The 15,850-nt window shown below is 73.0% G+C and carries 16 protein-coding genes; 15 read left to right on the forward strand and 1 reads right to left on the reverse strand.

Going from position 1 to position 15,850, the window contains the following annotated elements; all coding sequences use genetic code 11:
- Positions 1 to 109: 109 nt before the first annotated feature.
- The 4 genes from ABZ261_RS18650 to ffh all read left to right on the forward strand — a co-directional run bounded on the left by ABZ261_RS18650 (position 110) and on the right by ffh (position 5,968).
- Positions 110 to 1,447, forward strand: a complete 1,338-nt coding sequence (locus ABZ261_RS18650; RefSeq protein ID WP_356860414.1) for an ammonium transporter — start codon at positions 110 to 112, stop codon at positions 1,445 to 1,447.
- Entirely contained in the window at positions 1,444 to 1,782 is a 339-nt protein-coding gene (locus ABZ261_RS18655) for a P-II family nitrogen regulator (protein ID WP_030612756.1), read from the forward strand. Before ABZ261_RS18650 ends, ABZ261_RS18655 begins: the two co-directional genes overlap by 4 nt.
- A 43-nt stretch (positions 1,783 to 1,825) precedes the next feature.
- Positions 1,826 to 4,333 (forward strand): [protein-PII] uridylyltransferase, encoded by a 2,508-nt coding sequence (locus ABZ261_RS18660; RefSeq protein WP_356860416.1) that lies wholly within the window; start codon positions 1,826 to 1,828, stop codon positions 4,331 to 4,333.
- An 84-nt stretch (positions 4,334 to 4,417) separates the two neighbouring features.
- Entirely contained in the window at positions 4,418 to 5,968 is a 1,551-nt protein-coding gene (ffh, locus tag ABZ261_RS18665) for a signal recognition particle protein (RefSeq protein WP_356860418.1), read from the forward strand.
- 527 nt (positions 5,969 to 6,495) lie between these two features.
- On the opposite strand, the gene ABZ261_RS18670 is transcribed toward ffh, so the two are convergent.
- Positions 6,496 to 7,389, reverse strand: a complete 894-nt coding sequence (locus ABZ261_RS18670) for a class I SAM-dependent methyltransferase (protein WP_356860420.1) — start codon at positions 7,387 to 7,389, stop codon at positions 6,496 to 6,498.
- Between the two features lie 493 nt (positions 7,390 to 7,882).
- Here ABZ261_RS18670 and ABZ261_RS18675 point away from each other — a divergent pair, with 493 nt between their 5' ends.
- The 11 genes from ABZ261_RS18675 (at position 7,883) to ABZ261_RS18725 (ending at position 15,840) form a co-directional block, all read left to right on the forward strand.
- Positions 7,883 to 8,479, forward strand: coding sequence for a hypothetical protein (locus tag ABZ261_RS18675; protein WP_356860422.1), 597 nt, complete (start codon positions 7,883 to 7,885; stop codon positions 8,477 to 8,479).
- Positions 8,480 to 8,912: 433 nt separating this feature from the next.
- A complete protein-coding gene (rpsP, locus tag ABZ261_RS18680; RefSeq protein ID WP_356860424.1) occupies positions 8,913 to 9,332 on the forward strand; it encodes a 30S ribosomal protein S16 in 420 nt (139 codons plus the stop codon).
- Between the two features lie 5 nt (positions 9,333 to 9,337).
- Positions 9,338 to 9,577, forward strand: a complete 240-nt coding sequence (locus ABZ261_RS18685) for an RNA-binding protein (protein ID WP_108954184.1) — start codon at positions 9,338 to 9,340, stop codon at positions 9,575 to 9,577.
- A 121-nt stretch (positions 9,578 to 9,698) separates the two neighbouring features.
- A complete protein-coding gene (rimM, locus tag ABZ261_RS18690; RefSeq protein WP_356860426.1) occupies positions 9,699 to 10,256 on the forward strand; it encodes a ribosome maturation factor RimM in 558 nt (185 codons plus the stop codon).
- Positions 10,253 to 11,086 (forward strand): tRNA (guanosine(37)-N1)-methyltransferase TrmD, encoded by an 834-nt coding sequence (trmD, locus tag ABZ261_RS18695; RefSeq protein WP_356860428.1) that lies wholly within the window; start codon positions 10,253 to 10,255, stop codon positions 11,084 to 11,086. The genes rimM and trmD overlap by 4 nt, the downstream gene beginning before the upstream one ends.
- Positions 11,087 to 11,221: 135 nt before the next feature.
- Entirely contained in the window at positions 11,222 to 11,572 is a 351-nt protein-coding gene (gene rplS, locus ABZ261_RS18700) for a 50S ribosomal protein L19 (protein WP_356860430.1), read from the forward strand.
- Positions 11,573 to 11,619: 47 nt separating this feature from the next.
- Entirely contained in the window at positions 11,620 to 12,318 is a 699-nt protein-coding gene (gene lepB, locus ABZ261_RS18705) for a signal peptidase I (RefSeq protein WP_356860432.1), read from the forward strand.
- The gene (gene lepB, locus ABZ261_RS18710) at positions 12,311 to 13,420 is read left to right on the forward strand and encodes a signal peptidase I (RefSeq protein WP_356860434.1); all 1,110 of its coding nucleotides are present in this window, start codon (positions 12,311 to 12,313) and stop codon (positions 13,418 to 13,420) included. Before lepB (ABZ261_RS18705) ends, lepB (ABZ261_RS18710) begins: the two co-directional genes overlap by 8 nt.
- Positions 13,353 to 14,276, forward strand: a complete 924-nt coding sequence (gene lepB / locus ABZ261_RS18715; protein WP_356860436.1) for a signal peptidase I — start codon at positions 13,353 to 13,355, stop codon at positions 14,274 to 14,276. The genes lepB (ABZ261_RS18710) and lepB (ABZ261_RS18715) overlap by 68 nt, the downstream gene beginning before the upstream one ends.
- 186 nt (positions 14,277 to 14,462) lie before the next feature.
- Complete coding sequence (lepB, locus tag ABZ261_RS18720) at positions 14,463 to 15,248, forward strand: signal peptidase I (protein WP_356860438.1); 786 nt, start codon at positions 14,463 to 14,465, stop codon at positions 15,246 to 15,248.
- 85 nt (positions 15,249 to 15,333) lie between these two features.
- Complete coding sequence (locus tag ABZ261_RS18725; protein WP_356860530.1) at positions 15,334 to 15,840, forward strand: NUDIX hydrolase; 507 nt, start codon at positions 15,334 to 15,336, stop codon at positions 15,838 to 15,840.
- The last annotated feature ends 10 nt before the right edge of the window (positions 15,841 to 15,850 follow it).

Here is a 15,850-nt window from a genome sequence, read left to right on the forward strand (position 1 = left end):
CGAAACCGCGCTGCGCCAGTCTCATGGCGCATAACCGACCCACCCCTCACCCGACCGGACCGCCAGGCACCGCCCGCACGGGGCCGTACCGACCGACGAGGAGACGCCGATGGCATCAGCCATCACGCTTGGGGCGGACGCACCCGCGCTGTCGTCCGCCAACACAGGCTTCATGCTCATCTGTTCCGCCCTGGTGCTGCTCATGACCCCCGGCCTCGCCTTCTTCTACGGAGGCATGGTCCGCGTCAAGAGCACCCTCAACATGCTGATGATGAGCTTCATCAGCCTCGGCATCGTCACCGTCCTGTGGGTGCTCTACGGCTTCTCCCTCGCCTTCGGCACCGGCAGCGCGCTGCTCGGGTGGAACAGCCACTGGTTCGGGCTCAGCGACATCGGACCGACGGAACTGTGGGACGGCTACACCATCCCGGTCTTCGTCTTCATGGTGTTCCAGCTGATGTTCGCCGTCATCACGCCGGCCCTGATCAGCGGCGCCCTCGCCGACCGCGTCAAGTTCTCCGCGTGGTCGCTGTTCGTCGCCCTGTGGGCCACGATCGTGTACGTCCCGGTCGCCCACTGGGTGTGGGGCGCCGACGGGTGGGCGTACAAGCTCGGCGTCATCGACTTCGCCGGCGGCACGGCCGTGCACATCAACGCCGGTGCGGCGGCCCTGGGCGTGATCCTGGTCATCGGCAGGCGCGTCGGCTTCAAGAAGGACCCGATGCGCCCGCACAGCCTCCCGCTGGTCATGCTCGGCGCCGGACTGCTGTGGTTCGGCTGGTTCGGCTTCAACGCCGGCTCCTGGCTCGGCAACGACGACGGCATCGGCGCGCTGATGTTCGTCAACACACAGGTCGCCACCGCCGCCGCCATGCTGGCCTGGCTCGCCTACGAGAAGATCCGCCACGGCGCGTTCACCACGCTCGGCGCCGCCTCCGGCGCGGTCGCCGGCCTCGTCGCCATCACCCCGTCCGGCGGCGCGGTCTCCCCGCTCGGCGCGATCGCCGTCGGCGCCGTCGCCGGCGTCGCCTGCGCCGCGGCCGTGAGCCTGAAGTTCCGGTTCGGGTTCGACGACTCCCTCGACGTCGTCGGCGTGCACATGGTCGGCGGCATCATCGGCTCCCTGCTCATCGGCTTCCTCGCCACCGGCAAGGGCCAGTCAAAGGTCGAGGGCCTCTTCTACGGGGGCGGACTGCACCAGTTCTGGCTCCAGTGCGCCGGTGTCTTCGCGGTCCTCGCCTACTCCCTGACCGTCTCCGCCGTCCTCGCCTTCCTCCTCGACAGGACCCTCGGCATGCGGGTCACCGAGGACGAGGAGGTCTCCGGCATCGACCAGGCCGAACACGCCGAGACCGCGTACGACTTCAGCGGCGCCGGCGGCGGGGTCGCCGGAACCCTCGCCGCCCCGGCCCTGACGGCCGCACAGAACAGGAAGGTGGACGCATGAAGCTCATCACCGCCGTGGTGAAGCCGCACCGGCTCGACGAGATCAAGGAGGCCCTCCAGGCCTTCGGCGTCCACGGACTCACGGTCACCGAGGCCAGCGGTTACGGCCGGCAGCGCGGCCACACCGAGGTCTACCGCGGCGCCGAGTACACCGTCGACCTCGTCCCCAAGGTCCGCGTGGAGGTCCTCGCCGAGGACGACGACGCCGAGCAGCTGATCGAGGTCATCGTCAAGGCGGCCCGCACCGGCAAGATCGGCGACGGCAAGGTCTGGTCCCTGCCGGTCGAGACGGCCGTACGGGTCCGCACGGGCGAGCGCGGACCGGACGCGCTCTGAGGCAGCACCCCCGGGTCGGGGCAACGGATACAGGAGTCGCCGGGTGACAGGTACGGATGTGCGGAAAGAAGCGGACGACGTGGGACCCGGCGGCTACGCGGCGGCCCGGCTGCGCCTCCTCACCGAGGAGGCGCGGTCCGGGCCGCCGCGCCGTGCCGCCCTGTCCGAGCTGACCGACGACTGGCTCGCCGGACTGTTCCGCGCGGCGGTGGACGGGAAGGGAGCGAAGCGGACCCCCCGGCAGGCCGGCAGCGGGCGAGAGGAGGGCGGCCCGCCCGGCGTCTCGCTCGTCGCCGTCGGCGGCTACGGCCGCGGCGAGCTGTCCCCGCGCAGCGACCTCGACCTCGTGCTGCTGCACGACGGCTCCGACCCGGCCGCGGTCGCCGCCCTCGCCGACCGGCTCTGGTACCCCGTGTGGGACCTCGGCCTCGCCCTCGACCACTCCGTCCGCACCCCCGCCGAGGCCCGGAGAACCGCCGGCGAGGACCTGAAGGTCCAGCTCGGCCTGCTCGACGCCCGCCACCTCGCCGGGGACCCCGGCCTCACCGCCGGGCTGCGCACCGCCGTCCTCGCCGACTGGCGCGACCAGGCGCCCCGGCGCCTCCCCGAGCTGAAGGAACTGTGCGCCGAGCGCGCCGCCCGCCAGGGCGAACTGCGCTACCTGCTGGAACCCGACCTCAAGGAGGCCCGCGGCGGCCTCCGCGACGCCACCGCGCTGCGCGCCGTCGCCGCCTCCTGGCTCGCCGACGCCCCGCGCGAGGGCCTGGCCGAGGCCCGCCGCCGGCTCCTCGACGTACGCGACGCCCTCCACCTTGCCACCGGCCGCGCCACCGACCGGCTCGCCCTGCAGGAACAGGACCAGGTCGCGGCCGCACTCGGGCTGCTCGACGCCGACGCCCTGCTGCGGCAGGTCTACGAGGCGGCCGGCGTGATCACGTACGCCGGCGACGTCACCTGGCGGGAAGTGGGACGGGTGCTGCGCTCGCGCGCCGTCCGGCCGCGCCTGCGCGCCATGCTGGGCGGCGCGAAACCGGCCCCCGAACGCTCCCCGCTCGCCGAGGGCGTGGTCGAGCAGGACGGCGAGGTGGTGCTCGCCCGCACCGCGCGCCCCGAACGCGACCCCGTGCTCCCGCTGCGGGCCGCGGCCGCCGCCGCGCAGGCCGGCCTCCCGCTCTCCCGGCACGCCGTTCGGCGCCTGGCCGCCACCGTCCGCCCCCTGCCGACGCCCTGGCCCGCGGAGGCCCGGGAACAACTGGTCACCCTGCTCGGCTCCGGCCGCCCGACGGTCGACGTCTGGGAGGCCCTGGAGGCCGAGGGCCTGATCACCCGCCTGCTCCCCGACTGGGAACGGGTCCGCTGCAGGCCCCAGCGCAACGCCGTCCACATCTGGACGGTCGACCGGCACCTGATCGAGACGGCCGTCCGCGCCTGTGCGCTCACCCGCCGCGTCAGCCGCCCCGACCTGCTTCTCGTCGCCGCGCTGCTGCACGACATCGGCAAGGGCTGGCCCGGCGACCACTCGGTGGCCGGCGAGATCATCGCCAGGGACGTCGCCGCGCGGATCGGCTTCGACCGCGCCGACGCCGCCGTCCTGGCGACGCTCGTCCGGCACCACCTCCTGCTCGTCGAGACGGCCACCCGCCGCGACCTGGACGACCCGGCCACCGTCCGCTCGGTCGCCGAGGCGGTCGGCACCCAGAGCACCCTGGAACTGCTGCACGCCCTCACCGAGGCCGACGCCCTCGCCACCGGCCCGGCCGCCTGGTCCTCCTGGCGCGGCTCCCTCGTCGCCGACCTCGTACGACGCGTCTTTGCCGTCCTCGCCGGGAACGATCCCGAGGAGCCCGAGCCGGCCGCGCCCACCGCCGAGCAGGAACGCCTCGCCGTGGAGGCCCACCGCACCGGCGGCCCGGTCCTCGCCCTGCGCGCCCAGACCGATCCGGTGACACGGACACAGCCGTCCGGCGACCCGGAACCCCAGGGCGTCGAACTCCTCATCGCCGTACCCGACCGGGCCGGTGTGCTGCCCGCGGTCGCCGGCGTCCTCGCCGTGCACCGGCTCACCGTCCGCACGGCCGGACTGCGCGCCCTGCGCCTGCCCGACGGCGTGGACGACGACCGCCCCGTCCTGCTCCTCGACTGGCGGGTCGCCGCCGAGTACGGCTCCCTGCCGCAGGCGGCCCGCCTCCGCGCCGACCTCGTGCGCGCCCTGGACGGCTCCCTGGACATCGCCGGCCGCCTCGCCGAACGCGACGCGGCCTACCCCCGCCGCCGCGGCTGGAGCGCCCCGCCGCCGCGCGTGACGGTCGCCCCGGCCGCCTCCCGCCACGCGACGGTGATCGAGGTCCGCGCCCAGGACGCCCCCGGCCTGCTGTTCCGCATCGGCGCGGCCCTGGAGAAGGCGGGCGTACGGGTGCGGAGCATGCATGTGAGCACGCTCGGCTCCAACGCGGTCGACGCGTTCTACGTCACCACGGGCGCCGGCGCACCCCTGCCCGACCGGGACGCCGCCTCGACCGCCCGAACGCTGGAGGAGACACTGCGCGGATGAGCCTGCCCCGGCGCCTGCGACGCCGGGATACCCTGGAGGGCGATTCCCACAAGACCGTCACCGACCCCGAGGACCGCGAGCGCCGTGTTCGACACTCTCTCCGATCGCCTGTCAGCGACTTTCAAGAACCTGCGCGGCAAGGGACGGCTCTCCGAGGCGGACATCGACGCCACGGCACGCGAGATCCGCATCGCGCTCCTCGAGGCGGACGTGGCGCTGCCCGTCGTGCGGACGTTCATCAAGAACGTCAAGGAGCGCGCGCTCGGCGCCGAGGTCTCCAAGGCGCTGAACCCCGCCCAGCAGGTCCTGAAGATCGTCAACGATGAACTGGTCACCGTCCTCGGCGGCGAGACCCGGCGGCTGCGGTTCGCCAAGCAGCCGCCCACGGTGATCATGCTGGCCGGTCTCCAGGGCGCCGGCAAGACCACCCTCGCGGGCAAGCTCGGCAAGTACCTCAAGGACCAGGGTCACTCCCCGCTGCTGGTCGCCTGCGACCTCCAGCGCCCGAACGCCGTCAACCAGCTGAGCGTCGTCGCCGAGCGCGCCGGGGTCGCGGTGTACGCGCCCGAGCCGGGCAACGGGGTGGGCGACCCGGTCAAGGTCGCCAGGGACTCCGTGGAGTTCGCCAAGTCCCGGGTCCACGACATCGTGATCGTGGACACCGCCGGCCGCCTCGGCATCGACGCCGAGATGATGCAGCAGGCCGCGGACATCCGGGACGCGGTCTCGCCGGACGAGATCCTGTTCGTCGTCGACGCGATGATCGGCCAGGACGCCGTCAACACCGCCGAGGCCTTCCGCGACGGCGTCGGCTTCGACGGCGTGGTCCTGTCCAAGCTCGACGGTGACGCCCGCGGTGGTGCGGCCCTGTCCATCCGGCAGATCACCGGCAAGCCGATCATGTTCGCGTCGAACGGCGAGAAGCTCGACGACTTCGACGCGTTCCACCCGGACCGGATGGCCTCCCGCATCCTCGACATGGGTGACCTGCTCACCCTGATCGAGCAGGCGGAGAAGACGTTCAGCCAGGAAGAGGCCCAGAAGATGGCCTCCAAGCTGGCGTCCAAGAAGGGCCAGGACTTCACCCTGGACGACTTCCTGTCCCAGATGGAGCAGGTCAGGAAGATGGGCAGCATCAGCAAGCTGCTCGGCATGCTCCCGGGCATGGGCCAGATCAAGGACCAGATCGCCAATCTCGACGAGCGGGACGTGGACCGCACCGCCGCGATCATCAAGTCGATGACCCCGGCCGAGCGCCAGGACCCGACGATCATCAACGGCTCCCGCCGGGCCCGCATCGCCAAGGGCTCGGGCGTCGACGTCAGCGCCGTGAAGAACCTGGTCGAGCGCTTCTTCGAGGCCCGCAAGATGATGTCGCGCATGGCGCAGGGCGGCGGCATGCCGGGGATGCCGGGGATCCCGGGCATGGGCGGCGGCCCCGGCCGGCAGAAGAAGCAGCAGAAGAAGGCCAAGGGCAAGCAGCGCTCCGGCAACCCGATGAAGCGCAAGCAGCAGGAACTGGAGGCGGCGCAGCGCCGCGAGGCCGCGGCGCAGGCCGGAGGCGCGTTCGGGCTGCCGCAGCAGGGCGGCCAGGACTTCGAGCTGCCGGACGAGTTCAAGAAGTTCATGAGCTGACGGCATCCCGCCGCACGCGTCCAGGGGCGCCCTTTTCCGGAGGGACGCCCCTCGCGCGTACCGGCGGCGCTCCGGCGTCCCGGCTCCACGCGGGGGCGCCCGCGGGGAGCGAGCCCTCCGCCGGCATGCCCGGCGGCGCCGCACCCGCATCCCGGCGGAACCGGCGCCGGGCGACCCTCCCACCGACACCGCAGGGCCCCCTGTCCCCGCCCGGCACGCGTGATCCGGCCACCTCGCCGGGGCGGCGGTACGACGACGCGCCCCTGCCGCCCGTCCCCGAGCCCGTATGTCCCGCGGCCGGGCCGGGAGGCCCTGAGGCACGGCACGGTCGGGCCGCCTTGCCCCGAGGCACGGGGGAGGGGCGCGCACTGCGCGTCGCGGCGTTCCCCGGACGCGGACTCACGCCTCGGTGCCCGAGCCGGCGGAGCCGCGCTCCGGGGCTTCCCCACCCGGGTCGGGACAGCCCCGGGGTCCGCGTCCGGGGCCACGCGGCCGGGGCCGGGGCCCGGCGTGCGTCCGCGGGCCGGTCACGGGACGCGGGCGATGAGGTAGCGGAAGACGTTCGGCATCCACACGGTCCCGTCCTCGCGCCGGTGCGGATGCAGGGCCTCCGTCAGCTCCTTGTCCACCTGCCGCGCGTCGGTCGCCGCGATCGCCGCGTCGAACAGGCCCGTCGACAGCAGTCCGCGCACGGCGCTGTCCAGGTCGGCGTACCCGAACGGGCAGGAGACCCGCCCCGAGCCGTCCGGCCGCAGCCCGGCCTGCTCCGCGACCTCCTCCAGGTCGTCGCGCCGGGCGGGCCGCCAACGGCTCGCACCCCGCAGCGGTTCGGCCAGTTTCGTGGCCACCCCCAGCACCGCGGCGGTCGCGCAGCGCTCCGGCGGCCCCCAGCCGGCCAGCACCACGGCGGCCCCCCGCCCGGCCAGCGGCAGCGCGGTGGCGAGCAGCTCACCGAGCCCTTCGGCGTCGCCGACGAGGCCGGCGGCCGGCTCGAAGACGGTCACCAGGGTGTAGGACGCCCCCTCCGCGCCGGCACCCTGCGCGCCGGCCGCGTCCGCGGGCGAGCCGCCGACCAGCCTCGCGGCGCACCCCGTGCGCCGGCCGCCCCTCGCGCCGCCGGCGCCGGGCCGGGGCCCCGGCAGCAGGCGCTCGCGGGCGAGGGCGAGCCGTTCGGGGGAGGAGTCGACGCCGGTGACCGCGGCGCCCCGGGCGGCCGCCATCAGCAGGGCCAGTCCGGAACCGCAGCGCAGGCCCAGCAACCGGGTCGCGGGACCCACTTCCAGTCGGTCGTACACGGCTTCGTAGAGCGGGACGAGCATCCGCTCCTGGATCTCGGACCAGTCACGCGCGCGTGCGCTCGGGTCCACGCGGGATGCGGGGTCCGCGTGAGCCGTGTGCTGCCGCACGAGCGTAGGTGTCATGGATATGCGCCCCAATCCGCCGACAGTCCACCGCTGCGCACGGCCGCGTGCCCCCGTGCCGTGCGCGCGCCCTTCACGTATGCCACATAACTCCCGGCTCGCGACCGCGTCCAGGGGTCTTGAGGCCCCGCTTGGCAGCGGGAGGCGGGTGTGGCCGGAATTCACACCCCCGCAACACGGCAGGCCGTACGGTGTCCGCTCCCGGAGGAGCGCGCCGGTGGAGGGGGCCGGGAAGGGCCGCGGTAACGTCACGGCCGCCGTGGACGCTGAGCGGGGTGGGGCGGCTGCCGGAAGCGGCCGAAACACCTCTTGCGCGTACGGGCGGGGGCGCAGTGCGGACTACGTACCACCTTGGTAGGAGCTGCGCGCCTTCTCCGCAGATCGGCGCACCCGCCCTCGTCTCCGCGCATCAGTGACAACTGACGGGTACGTGCAAAATATTTGGGATGCCCCGGAATAGGAACACAGCGGCACTCCCGCTCGTTGTCATTACGTGAGCACGACACAGACACCACCTGTTCTCGCCGCGGAGCTGGCACAGGCGTGGGCCGACATTCAGCGGTACCACCCCGACCTGCCGGATCTCGCCGCGCCGGAGTCCCTGATCGGAGAGTCGTCGTCCGCGTGCGGGCACGAGCTCTCCTTCGAGCGGCTGCTCCACGAGGCGGTCCACGGCCTCGCCGCCGCGCGCGGCGTCCGGGACACCTCCCGGGCCGGCCGCTACCACAACCGTCGTTTCCTCGCGATCGCCGAGGAGCTGGGCCTGGACCACCCCGAGGAGCCGCACCCGAGCAGCGGTTTCTCGCTGGTCACGCTCAACGCCGAGGCGAAGCGCCGCTACCGCCCGACCATCGAGCGGCTGCAGCGCGCGCTGAAGGCGCACACCGCGGCCACCTCGGCCGACACGTCCCGCACCTTCCGCGGCCCGGCCGCCCGCCACGGCTCCTCCGGCGGCGGCGTCCGGGTCAAGGCGGTGTGCGACTGCGGCCGCAACGTCCGGGTGGTCCCCTCGGTCCTGGCCCAGGCCCCCATCGTCTGCGGCGGCTGCGGCAAGCCGTTCCGCATCCCGGAGGTCATGGGAGCGGCGTGATCGCCCGCCGCGGAGCACCGGCATCTCGTGGGTGCCGGGCCGCAGGCGGCGAGGACCGCGGACGACCGGCACCGCCGTGCCGTCCGGCCGCGGACGGCCGTGCCGCGAGCCGGCACGGGCGGGCCCGGCCGGCGCCCGCGCGGCGGCGCACCCGGCGTCCGGCGCACCTCCGGGCAGGCCGGGCGGGTCGCCGGGCAGGGCACCCGACGCAGCTCACCTCCGCGCCGGGTGCCTCCCCGGCATGCCCGGCCGCGGACGGCCACCCCCCGGCCGGGGGCGACTGGTGGGTGTGGCACAATGGCTAGCTGTACTCGACAGCCGCACAGGACCCCTCTCTCCTCCGGCTGACGCGTCCATCGGGCATTCGGGTACCGCAACCCCACGCGGCCACTCGCCGTGCCCAACCACGTCAAATCCAGGAGAACCCACTCCCGTGGCAGTCAAGATCAAGCTGAAGCGTCTGGGCAAGATCCGTTCGCCTCACTACCGCATCGTCGTCGCCGACTCCCGTACCCGCCGTGACGGCCGGGCCATCGAGGAGATCGGCAAGTACCACCCGACCTACAACCCGTCGGTCATCGAGGTGGACGCCGAGCGTGTGGCGTACTGGCTCTCCGTAGGCGCTCAGCCGACCGAGCCCGTCCTCGCCATCCTCAAGAAGACCGGCGACTGGCAGAAGTTCAAGGGCGAGCCGGCTCCCGCGCCGCTGCTCACCGCCGAGCCCAAGCCGGCCCGTCCGTCGTTCGAGGCTCTCGGCGGCGACGACGAGGGCAAGGGTGAGGCGATCACCCCGAAGAAGAAGGCTGAGAAGAAGGACGAGGCCGCGGCCGAGTCCGACTCGACCGAGGCCTGAGCAGCATGCTCGAAGAGGCGCTTGAGCACCTCGTCAAGGGCATCGTCGACAACCCTGACGATGTGCAGGTCGCTTCGCGCGACCTGCGTCGCGGGCGCGTGCTCGAGGTCCGGGTCCACCCGGACGACCTCGGCAAGGTGATCGGCCGCAACGGCCGCACCGCGCGCGCCCTGCGCACCGTCGTGGGCGCCATCGGCGGTCGCGGCGTCCGCGTCGACCTGGTCGACGTGGACGACGTCCGCTGAGCTTCATCGCAACCGGCTCGGGCCGGGGAGGGCCACTGGGCCGTCCCCGGCCCGCAGTCGTATGAGCAGCAGGCCGTCCGAGCGGGATGCGTCTGCTGGAGACGACAGGAGAATGGGACACGTGCAGCTGGTAGTCGCGCGGATCGGCCGCGCCCACGGTGTCAGGGGCGAGGTCACCGTCGAGGTACGTACCGACGAGCCGGAGCTGCGGCTCGGCCCGGGCGCCGTCCTGGCCACCGACCCGCCCTCCGCCGGGCCGCTCACGATCGCCGCCGGCCGCGTCCACAGCGGCCGCCTGCTCCTGCGTTTCGAGGGTGTCACCGACCGCAACGCCGCCGAAGCGCTGCGCAACACCCTGCTGATCGCCGACGTCGACCCCGACGAGCTGCCCGAGGGCGACGACGAGTACTACGACCACCAGCTCATCGACCTCGACGTGGTCACCGAGGACGGCACGGAGGTCGGCCGGATCACCGAGATCTCGCACCTGCCCTCGCAGGACCTGTTCATCGTGCAGCGCCCCGACGGCGGCGAGGTGCTGATCCCCTTCGTCGAGGAGATCGTCACCGAGATCGACCTCAAGGAGCAGAAGGCGGTCATCGCGCCCCCGCCGGGTCTGATCGACGACCGCGCCGAGATCGCCTCGTCCAGGGAAGAAGCCGGGGACGACAGCGCATGAGGCTCGACGTCGTCACGATCTTCCCCGAGTACCTGGAACCGCTGAACGTCTCCCTCGTCGGCAAGGCGCGCGCGCGTGGCCGACTCCACGTGCACGTCCACGACCTGCGCGACTGGACCTACGACCGGCACAACACGGTCGACGACACGCCGTACGGCGGCGGCCCCGGCATGGTGATGAAGACCGAGCCGTGGGGCGACGCCCTGGACGAGGTCCTCGCCGACGGCTACGAGAGCGGCGCCGCGTCCCCCGCGCTCGTCGTGCCCACCCCGAGCGGCCGCCCCTTCACCCAGGAAACGGCCGTGGAGCTGTCCGAACGCCCCTGGCTGATCTTCACACCGGCCCGCTACGAGGGCATCGACCGGCGGGTGACGGACGAGTACGCGACACGCATGCCGGTCTACGAGGTCTCCATCGGCGACTACGTCCTCGCCGGCGGGGAGGCGGCCGTGCTCGTCGTCACGGAGGCCGTGGCGCGGCTGCTGCCCGGTGTCCTCGGCAACGCCGAGTCCCACCGCGACGACTCCTTCGCGCCGGGCGCGATGGCCAACCTCCTGGAAGGCCCCGTCTACACCAAGCCGCCCGTCTGGCGCGGCCGGGACATACCCGAGGTCCTGCTCAGCGGCCACCACGGCAAGATCGCGCGCTGGCGGCGCGACGAGGCCCTGCGGCGGACCGCGGCGAACCGGCCGGACCTGATCGAGCGCTCGGGCCCCGGAGCCTTCGACAAGAAGGACCGCGAGACGCTCTCCGTCCTGGGCTGGGAACCCGACCCGGAAGGCGAGCGGTACGGCCGATTTTGGCGCCGGGCCGCGGCCGTGGAAGAATAGGCCGCTGTTGTGCGCCCGTCCGGCGTGCGCCCCTGCCACAGGGGGACACGACGCCCGCCCCGACCCGCACGACAGTCCTCTGGAACCCCTAGTTTCCGTTGATGACCTGTGGCATCAGCGAAGAAAGCAGACGAAATGTCTCACCTGCTCGACTCCGTCGACGCCGCGTCGCTGCGCACCGACATCCCGGCCTTCCGCCCGGGTGACACCGTCAACGTCCACGTCCGTGTCATCGAGGGCAACCGCTCCCGTGTGCAGCAGTTCAAGGGCGTTGTGATCCGCCGCCAGGGCTCCGGTGTCCGCGAGACCTTCACGGTCCGCAAGGTCTCGTTCTCCGTCGGCGTCGAGCGCACCTTCCCGGTGCACACCCCGATCGTCGAGAAGATCGAGCTGGTCACCAAGGGCGACGTGCGCCGCGCCAAGCTGTACTACCTCCGTGAGCTGCGCGGCAAGGCCGCCAAGATCAAGGAGAAGCGCGAGAGCTGAGCGCCTCCGGCAAGGTCCGTGGCGGGCCGGGATAGCATCTCGCCCCGATGGACACCGAAGCACAGCCGACGCAACGCGACCGCTCCTCCCACCCCGGTGCTCCGGGGGCGGAGGACCGGTCGCGTTTCGCGTTGGCGGCACGGGTCGCCGACTGGGTCCCGGGCGGCCGCATCACCCTCACGCTCTTCGCCTGTCTGGCGTTCTCGCTGCTCCTGAACGCTTTCGTGGTGCAGCCGTTCCAGATTCCGAGCGGATCCATGGAGCAGTCTTTGAGGATCGGGGACCGCGTTCTCGTAAACAAGTTGGCGTACCGTTTCGGATCCCAGCCACGACGCGGCGACGTGATCGTGTTCGACGGCACCGGGTATTTCGGGGACGCCGACTACGTCAAGCGGGTGGTCGGGGTGGGAGGAGACCATGTGGTCTGCTGCGACAAGAAGGGGAGGCTCGAGGTGAACGGCCGGCCGGTCGACGAGACGGCGTTCCTCCATCCCGGGGACAGCGCCTCCGGCGTGCCCTTCGACGTCGTCGTGCCCGCGGGGCGCCTGTTCGTGCTCGGCGACCACCGCAGCGATTCCAGCGACTCCCGCGACCACCTCGGCTCGCCCGGCGGCGGCATGGTCCCCGTCGGCGACGTCATCGGGCGGGCCGACTGGATCGTGTGGCCCCACCGCCACTGGACGCGTCTGACGCGGCCGTCCGCCTACGCGCACGTGCCCGCCCCGGCGGAGGGGACTCATGGGTAACCGCGGCAAACCGCGCGGAGTGCCCAGCACGTCCGCCGACAACCTGCTGCCCACCGGGGCCCGCCGCACGTCCACGCCCGGCGGCGGCCGCACCCGCGCGGAGCGGCGCAGACTGCAGCGCAAGGTCAAGCGCAAGCGCAGGCGTTCAGCCGTCCGGGAGATCCCCCTTCTGGTCGGGGTCGCCGTCCTCATAGCGCTCGTCCTCAAGACCTTCCTCGTCCAGGCGTTCGTCATCCCGTCCGGCTCCATGGAGCAGACGATCCGGATCGGCGACCGCGTCCTGGTCGACAAGTTCACGCCGTGGTTCGGCTCCGAGCCGAAGCGCGGCGACGTCGTCGTCTTCCACGATCCCGGCGGCTGGCTCCAGGACGAGCAGACCACCAAGAAGAACGACCCCGTCGTCGTCAAGCAGGTCAAAGAGGGCCTCACCTTCATCGGCCTGCTGCCCTCCGACAACGAGAAGGACCTCATCAAACGGGTGATCGGGGTCGGCGGCGACCACGTCAAGTGCTGCGACGCCCAGGGCAGGGTCACCGTCAACGGCGTACCGCTCACCGAGGGCGACTACCTCTATCCGGGCGACGCCCCCTCCGCCACGCCCTTCGACATCACCGTCCCCGAGGGACGCCTGTGGGTGATGGGCGACCACCGCGGCAACTCCGCGGACTCCCGCTCCCACCAGGACACGTCCTACGGCGGCACGGTCTCGCAGAACTCGGTCGTCGGCCGGGCCATGGTCATCGGCTGGCCGGTCGGCCACTGGACGCGCCTGAAGGAACCTAAAACCTTCGCAAGCGTCACCGGCGCCGTGTCGGGGACGACCGCTGCTCCCCGCCCGTCGCATAGGGTTGGCCCCGAGAATCGACACGGAATGACCCAGCTCCCGACCCCTGCGGAACTCCCGCTCGTTATGGGAGTGGTGGGCCTGCACCGTATGCGGGGCAGGCGGCGGCACACAGTGAGGAGTTGGCGTGGGGGATGTTGCGGTTGGCGCACGGTCGGGCAACGGCGGCGAGGAGCACCGCGGGCACCCCGTGGAGCCGGACGTTCCCGTACCGGACGGCGCCATGACCCCCGGGAACGACATGACGGCGGGCGGTGAGGACACGCCTCAGGACGGGCAGCCGCGCGCCGGGGACGAGGGCGCGGACGGGACCGGGCGGCGGCCGAAGAAGCAGCGCTCCTTCTGGAAGGAGCTGCCGATCCTGGTCGGCATCGCGCTGGTCCTGGCCCTGCTGATCAAGACGTTCCTGGTGCAGGCGTTCTCGATCCCGTCCGACTCGATGCAGAACACCCTCCAGCAGGGCGACCGCGTCCTGGTCGACAAGCTCACGCCGTGGTTCGGCTCCGAGCCCCAGCGCGGCGAGGTGGTCGTCTTCCACGACCCCGACAACTGGCTGGCGGGCGAGCCGACGCCGAACCCGAACCCGGTGCAGAAGTTCCTGAGCTGGATCGGCCTGATGCCGTCGGCGGAGGAGAAGGACCTCATCAAGCGCGTCATCGGCGTCGGCGGCGACACCGTCGAGTGCAAGGGCAGCGGCCCGCTGAAGGTCAACGGCAAGGCGCTGAACGAGCCGTACGTCTACCCGGGCAACACGCCGTGCTCCGTGGACGACCTGGGCGGCCAGTTCAAGCTGAAGGTCCCCCAGGGCCGCATCTGGGTGATGGGCGACCACCGCCAGAACTCCCGCGACTCCCGCTACAACCAGTCCGACAAGAACCACGGCATGGTGCCCGTCGACGAGGTCGTCGGCCGCGCCATCGTCAAGGCCTGGCCGATCAACCGCTGGGGCACCCTGCCGATCCCGGACACCTTCGACCAGCCGGGCCTGGACCGGCAGCCCTCCTCCGCAGCGTCCCTGACGGTGGCCCCCGAGGGCGTGGCCGTGGCGGCGGCCGTGCTGCCGGTAGCGGTGCGACGGCGCCGTCGGACGGAGCGGTCCGGGTCCCGGTCCTGATCCCGGCCCGAGACCTGGTCCGGGGGAAGTCGCGCGCCGGCGGTGACCGCCCGGGGCCGTGGCCGGTGCGGAACGCAGCCCGGCGAGGCGGCCCGGAACCCATGACTCCGCGCGAGCGGCGGCGGGGGACGGCGAGGCGGACGTGGGGCTGCCCCCGTCCGGTACCGCCGGGTAGGGTGCGGATCCATGGGTGGCGACAGCATGACGCGCACGGCCCCGCACGGCGACGGCACCGGGATCGCACGGAGCGGCCACGGTCGCCTCGGGCAGCGGCTGTCCGGGGCCGCCGTGGCGCTGGGCCTGGTGCTGTTCCTCGGCGGATTCGCCTGGGCGGCGCTGGTCTACCGGCCGTACACCGTGCCCACCGGCTCCATGACGCCCACCATCGACGCCGGCGACCGGGTGCTCGCCCAGCGCGTCGACGGTGACGAGGTGCGGCGCGGCGACGTGGTCGTCTTCCAGGACAAGACCTGGGTCGGCAACGCCAAGGTGGTCAAGCGCGTCGTCGCCGTCGGCGGTGACACCGTCTCCTGCTGCGCCGACGGCAAGCTGACGGTGAACGGCAAGCGGATCGACGAGCCCTACCTGCCCGAGGGCAGCCTGGCCGAGTTCGGAAACTTCCCCCAGGTGACCGTGCCCGCGGGCCGGCTGTTCCTCCTCGGCGACGAACGCCTGGGCTCTCTGGACTCCACCGCCCACCTGACCGACGCGGCGCGGGGCACCGTCTCCCGCCACGCCGTCTCCGGCCGCGTGGACGCCGTCGTCTGGCCCTGGAAGGGCATGCTCGAGCGGCCCACCGGCTTCGCCCCGCTCGGCGCCCTGTCCCGGCCCGGCCCGCTGCGCACGATCGAGCTGATGATCGTGGCCGGCGCCGCCCTGGTCCTCGGCGGCGGCGCCTACGGCCCGGTCGCGGCCCGCCTGAGCCGCTCCCGCGCCCGCACCAGTCGCCCGGAGGCGGCCGGTGCCCGCTGAGACCGCCCGGCCGGACGGCGGCGCGTACGGGGACGGGGCGGCCCACGACCGCACGCCCGGCGGCGCCGCGGCCCCGGACGGCGCCGTGCCGCCCGGCGGCGAGGGCGGGGGCGGCCTGCGGAAGGTGGCCCGGGTGGTGCTGCTCGACCCCCGGGACCGCATCCTCCTGCTGCACGGCCACGAGCCGGACGACCCGGCCGACGACTGGTGGTTCACGCCCGGCGGCGGTGTGGAGGGCGCCGAGACGCGCGAGGAGGCGGCGCTGCGGGAACTCGCGGAGGAGACCGGCATCACCGACGTCGAGCTCGGCCCGGTGCTCTGGCGGCGCCGCTGCTCCTTCCCGTTCGCGGGCCGCCGCTGGGACCAGGACGAGTGGTACTACCTGGCCCGTACGGCGCAGACGGCGACCGCCGCGACGGGGCTGACGGAGCTGGAGCGGCGCAGTGTCGCCGGAGCGCGCTGGTGGACCTGTCAGGAACTGGCCCGGGCCCATGAGACGGTGTATCCGACCAGACTTGCCGAGCTGCTGCGCACGCTGCTCGTCGAAGGTCCCCCGGCCAGGCCCGTGACCCTCGACACGGAAATCGTCTGAGGGATACCCG

It is taken from the genome of Streptomyces sp. NPDC006193, assembly GCF_040613915.1.
Lineage (GTDB): Bacteria > Actinomycetota > Actinomycetes > Streptomycetales > Streptomycetaceae > Streptomyces.

What these genes read in the sequence shown, in the direction of transcription:
- lepB (WP_356860438.1), top strand. Translation starts at nt 14,463, where the DNA reads ATGGGTGGCGACAGCATGACGCGCACGGCCCCGCACGGCGACGGCACC.
- ABZ261_RS18670 (WP_356860420.1), bottom strand. Translation starts at nt 7,389, where the DNA reads ATGACACCTACGCTCGTGCGGCAGCACACGGCTCACGCGGACCCCGCA.
- ABZ261_RS18685 (WP_108954184.1), top strand. Translation starts at nt 9,338, where the DNA reads ATGCTCGAAGAGGCGCTTGAGCACCTCGTCAAGGGCATCGTCGACAAC.
- lepB (WP_356860434.1), top strand. Translation starts at nt 12,311, where the DNA reads ATGGGTAACCGCGGCAAACCGCGCGGAGTGCCCAGCACGTCCGCCGAC.
- ABZ261_RS18650 (WP_356860414.1), top strand. Translation starts at nt 110, where the DNA reads ATGGCATCAGCCATCACGCTTGGGGCGGACGCACCCGCGCTGTCGTCC.
- lepB (WP_356860432.1), top strand. Translation starts at nt 11,620, where the DNA reads ATGGACACCGAAGCACAGCCGACGCAACGCGACCGCTCCTCCCACCCC.
- rplS (WP_356860430.1), top strand. Translation starts at nt 11,222, where the DNA reads ATGTCTCACCTGCTCGACTCCGTCGACGCCGCGTCGCTGCGCACCGAC.
- ABZ261_RS18655 (WP_030612756.1), top strand. Translation starts at nt 1,444, where the DNA reads ATGAAGCTCATCACCGCCGTGGTGAAGCCGCACCGGCTCGACGAGATC.
- trmD (WP_356860428.1), top strand. Translation starts at nt 10,253, where the DNA reads ATGAGGCTCGACGTCGTCACGATCTTCCCCGAGTACCTGGAACCGCTG.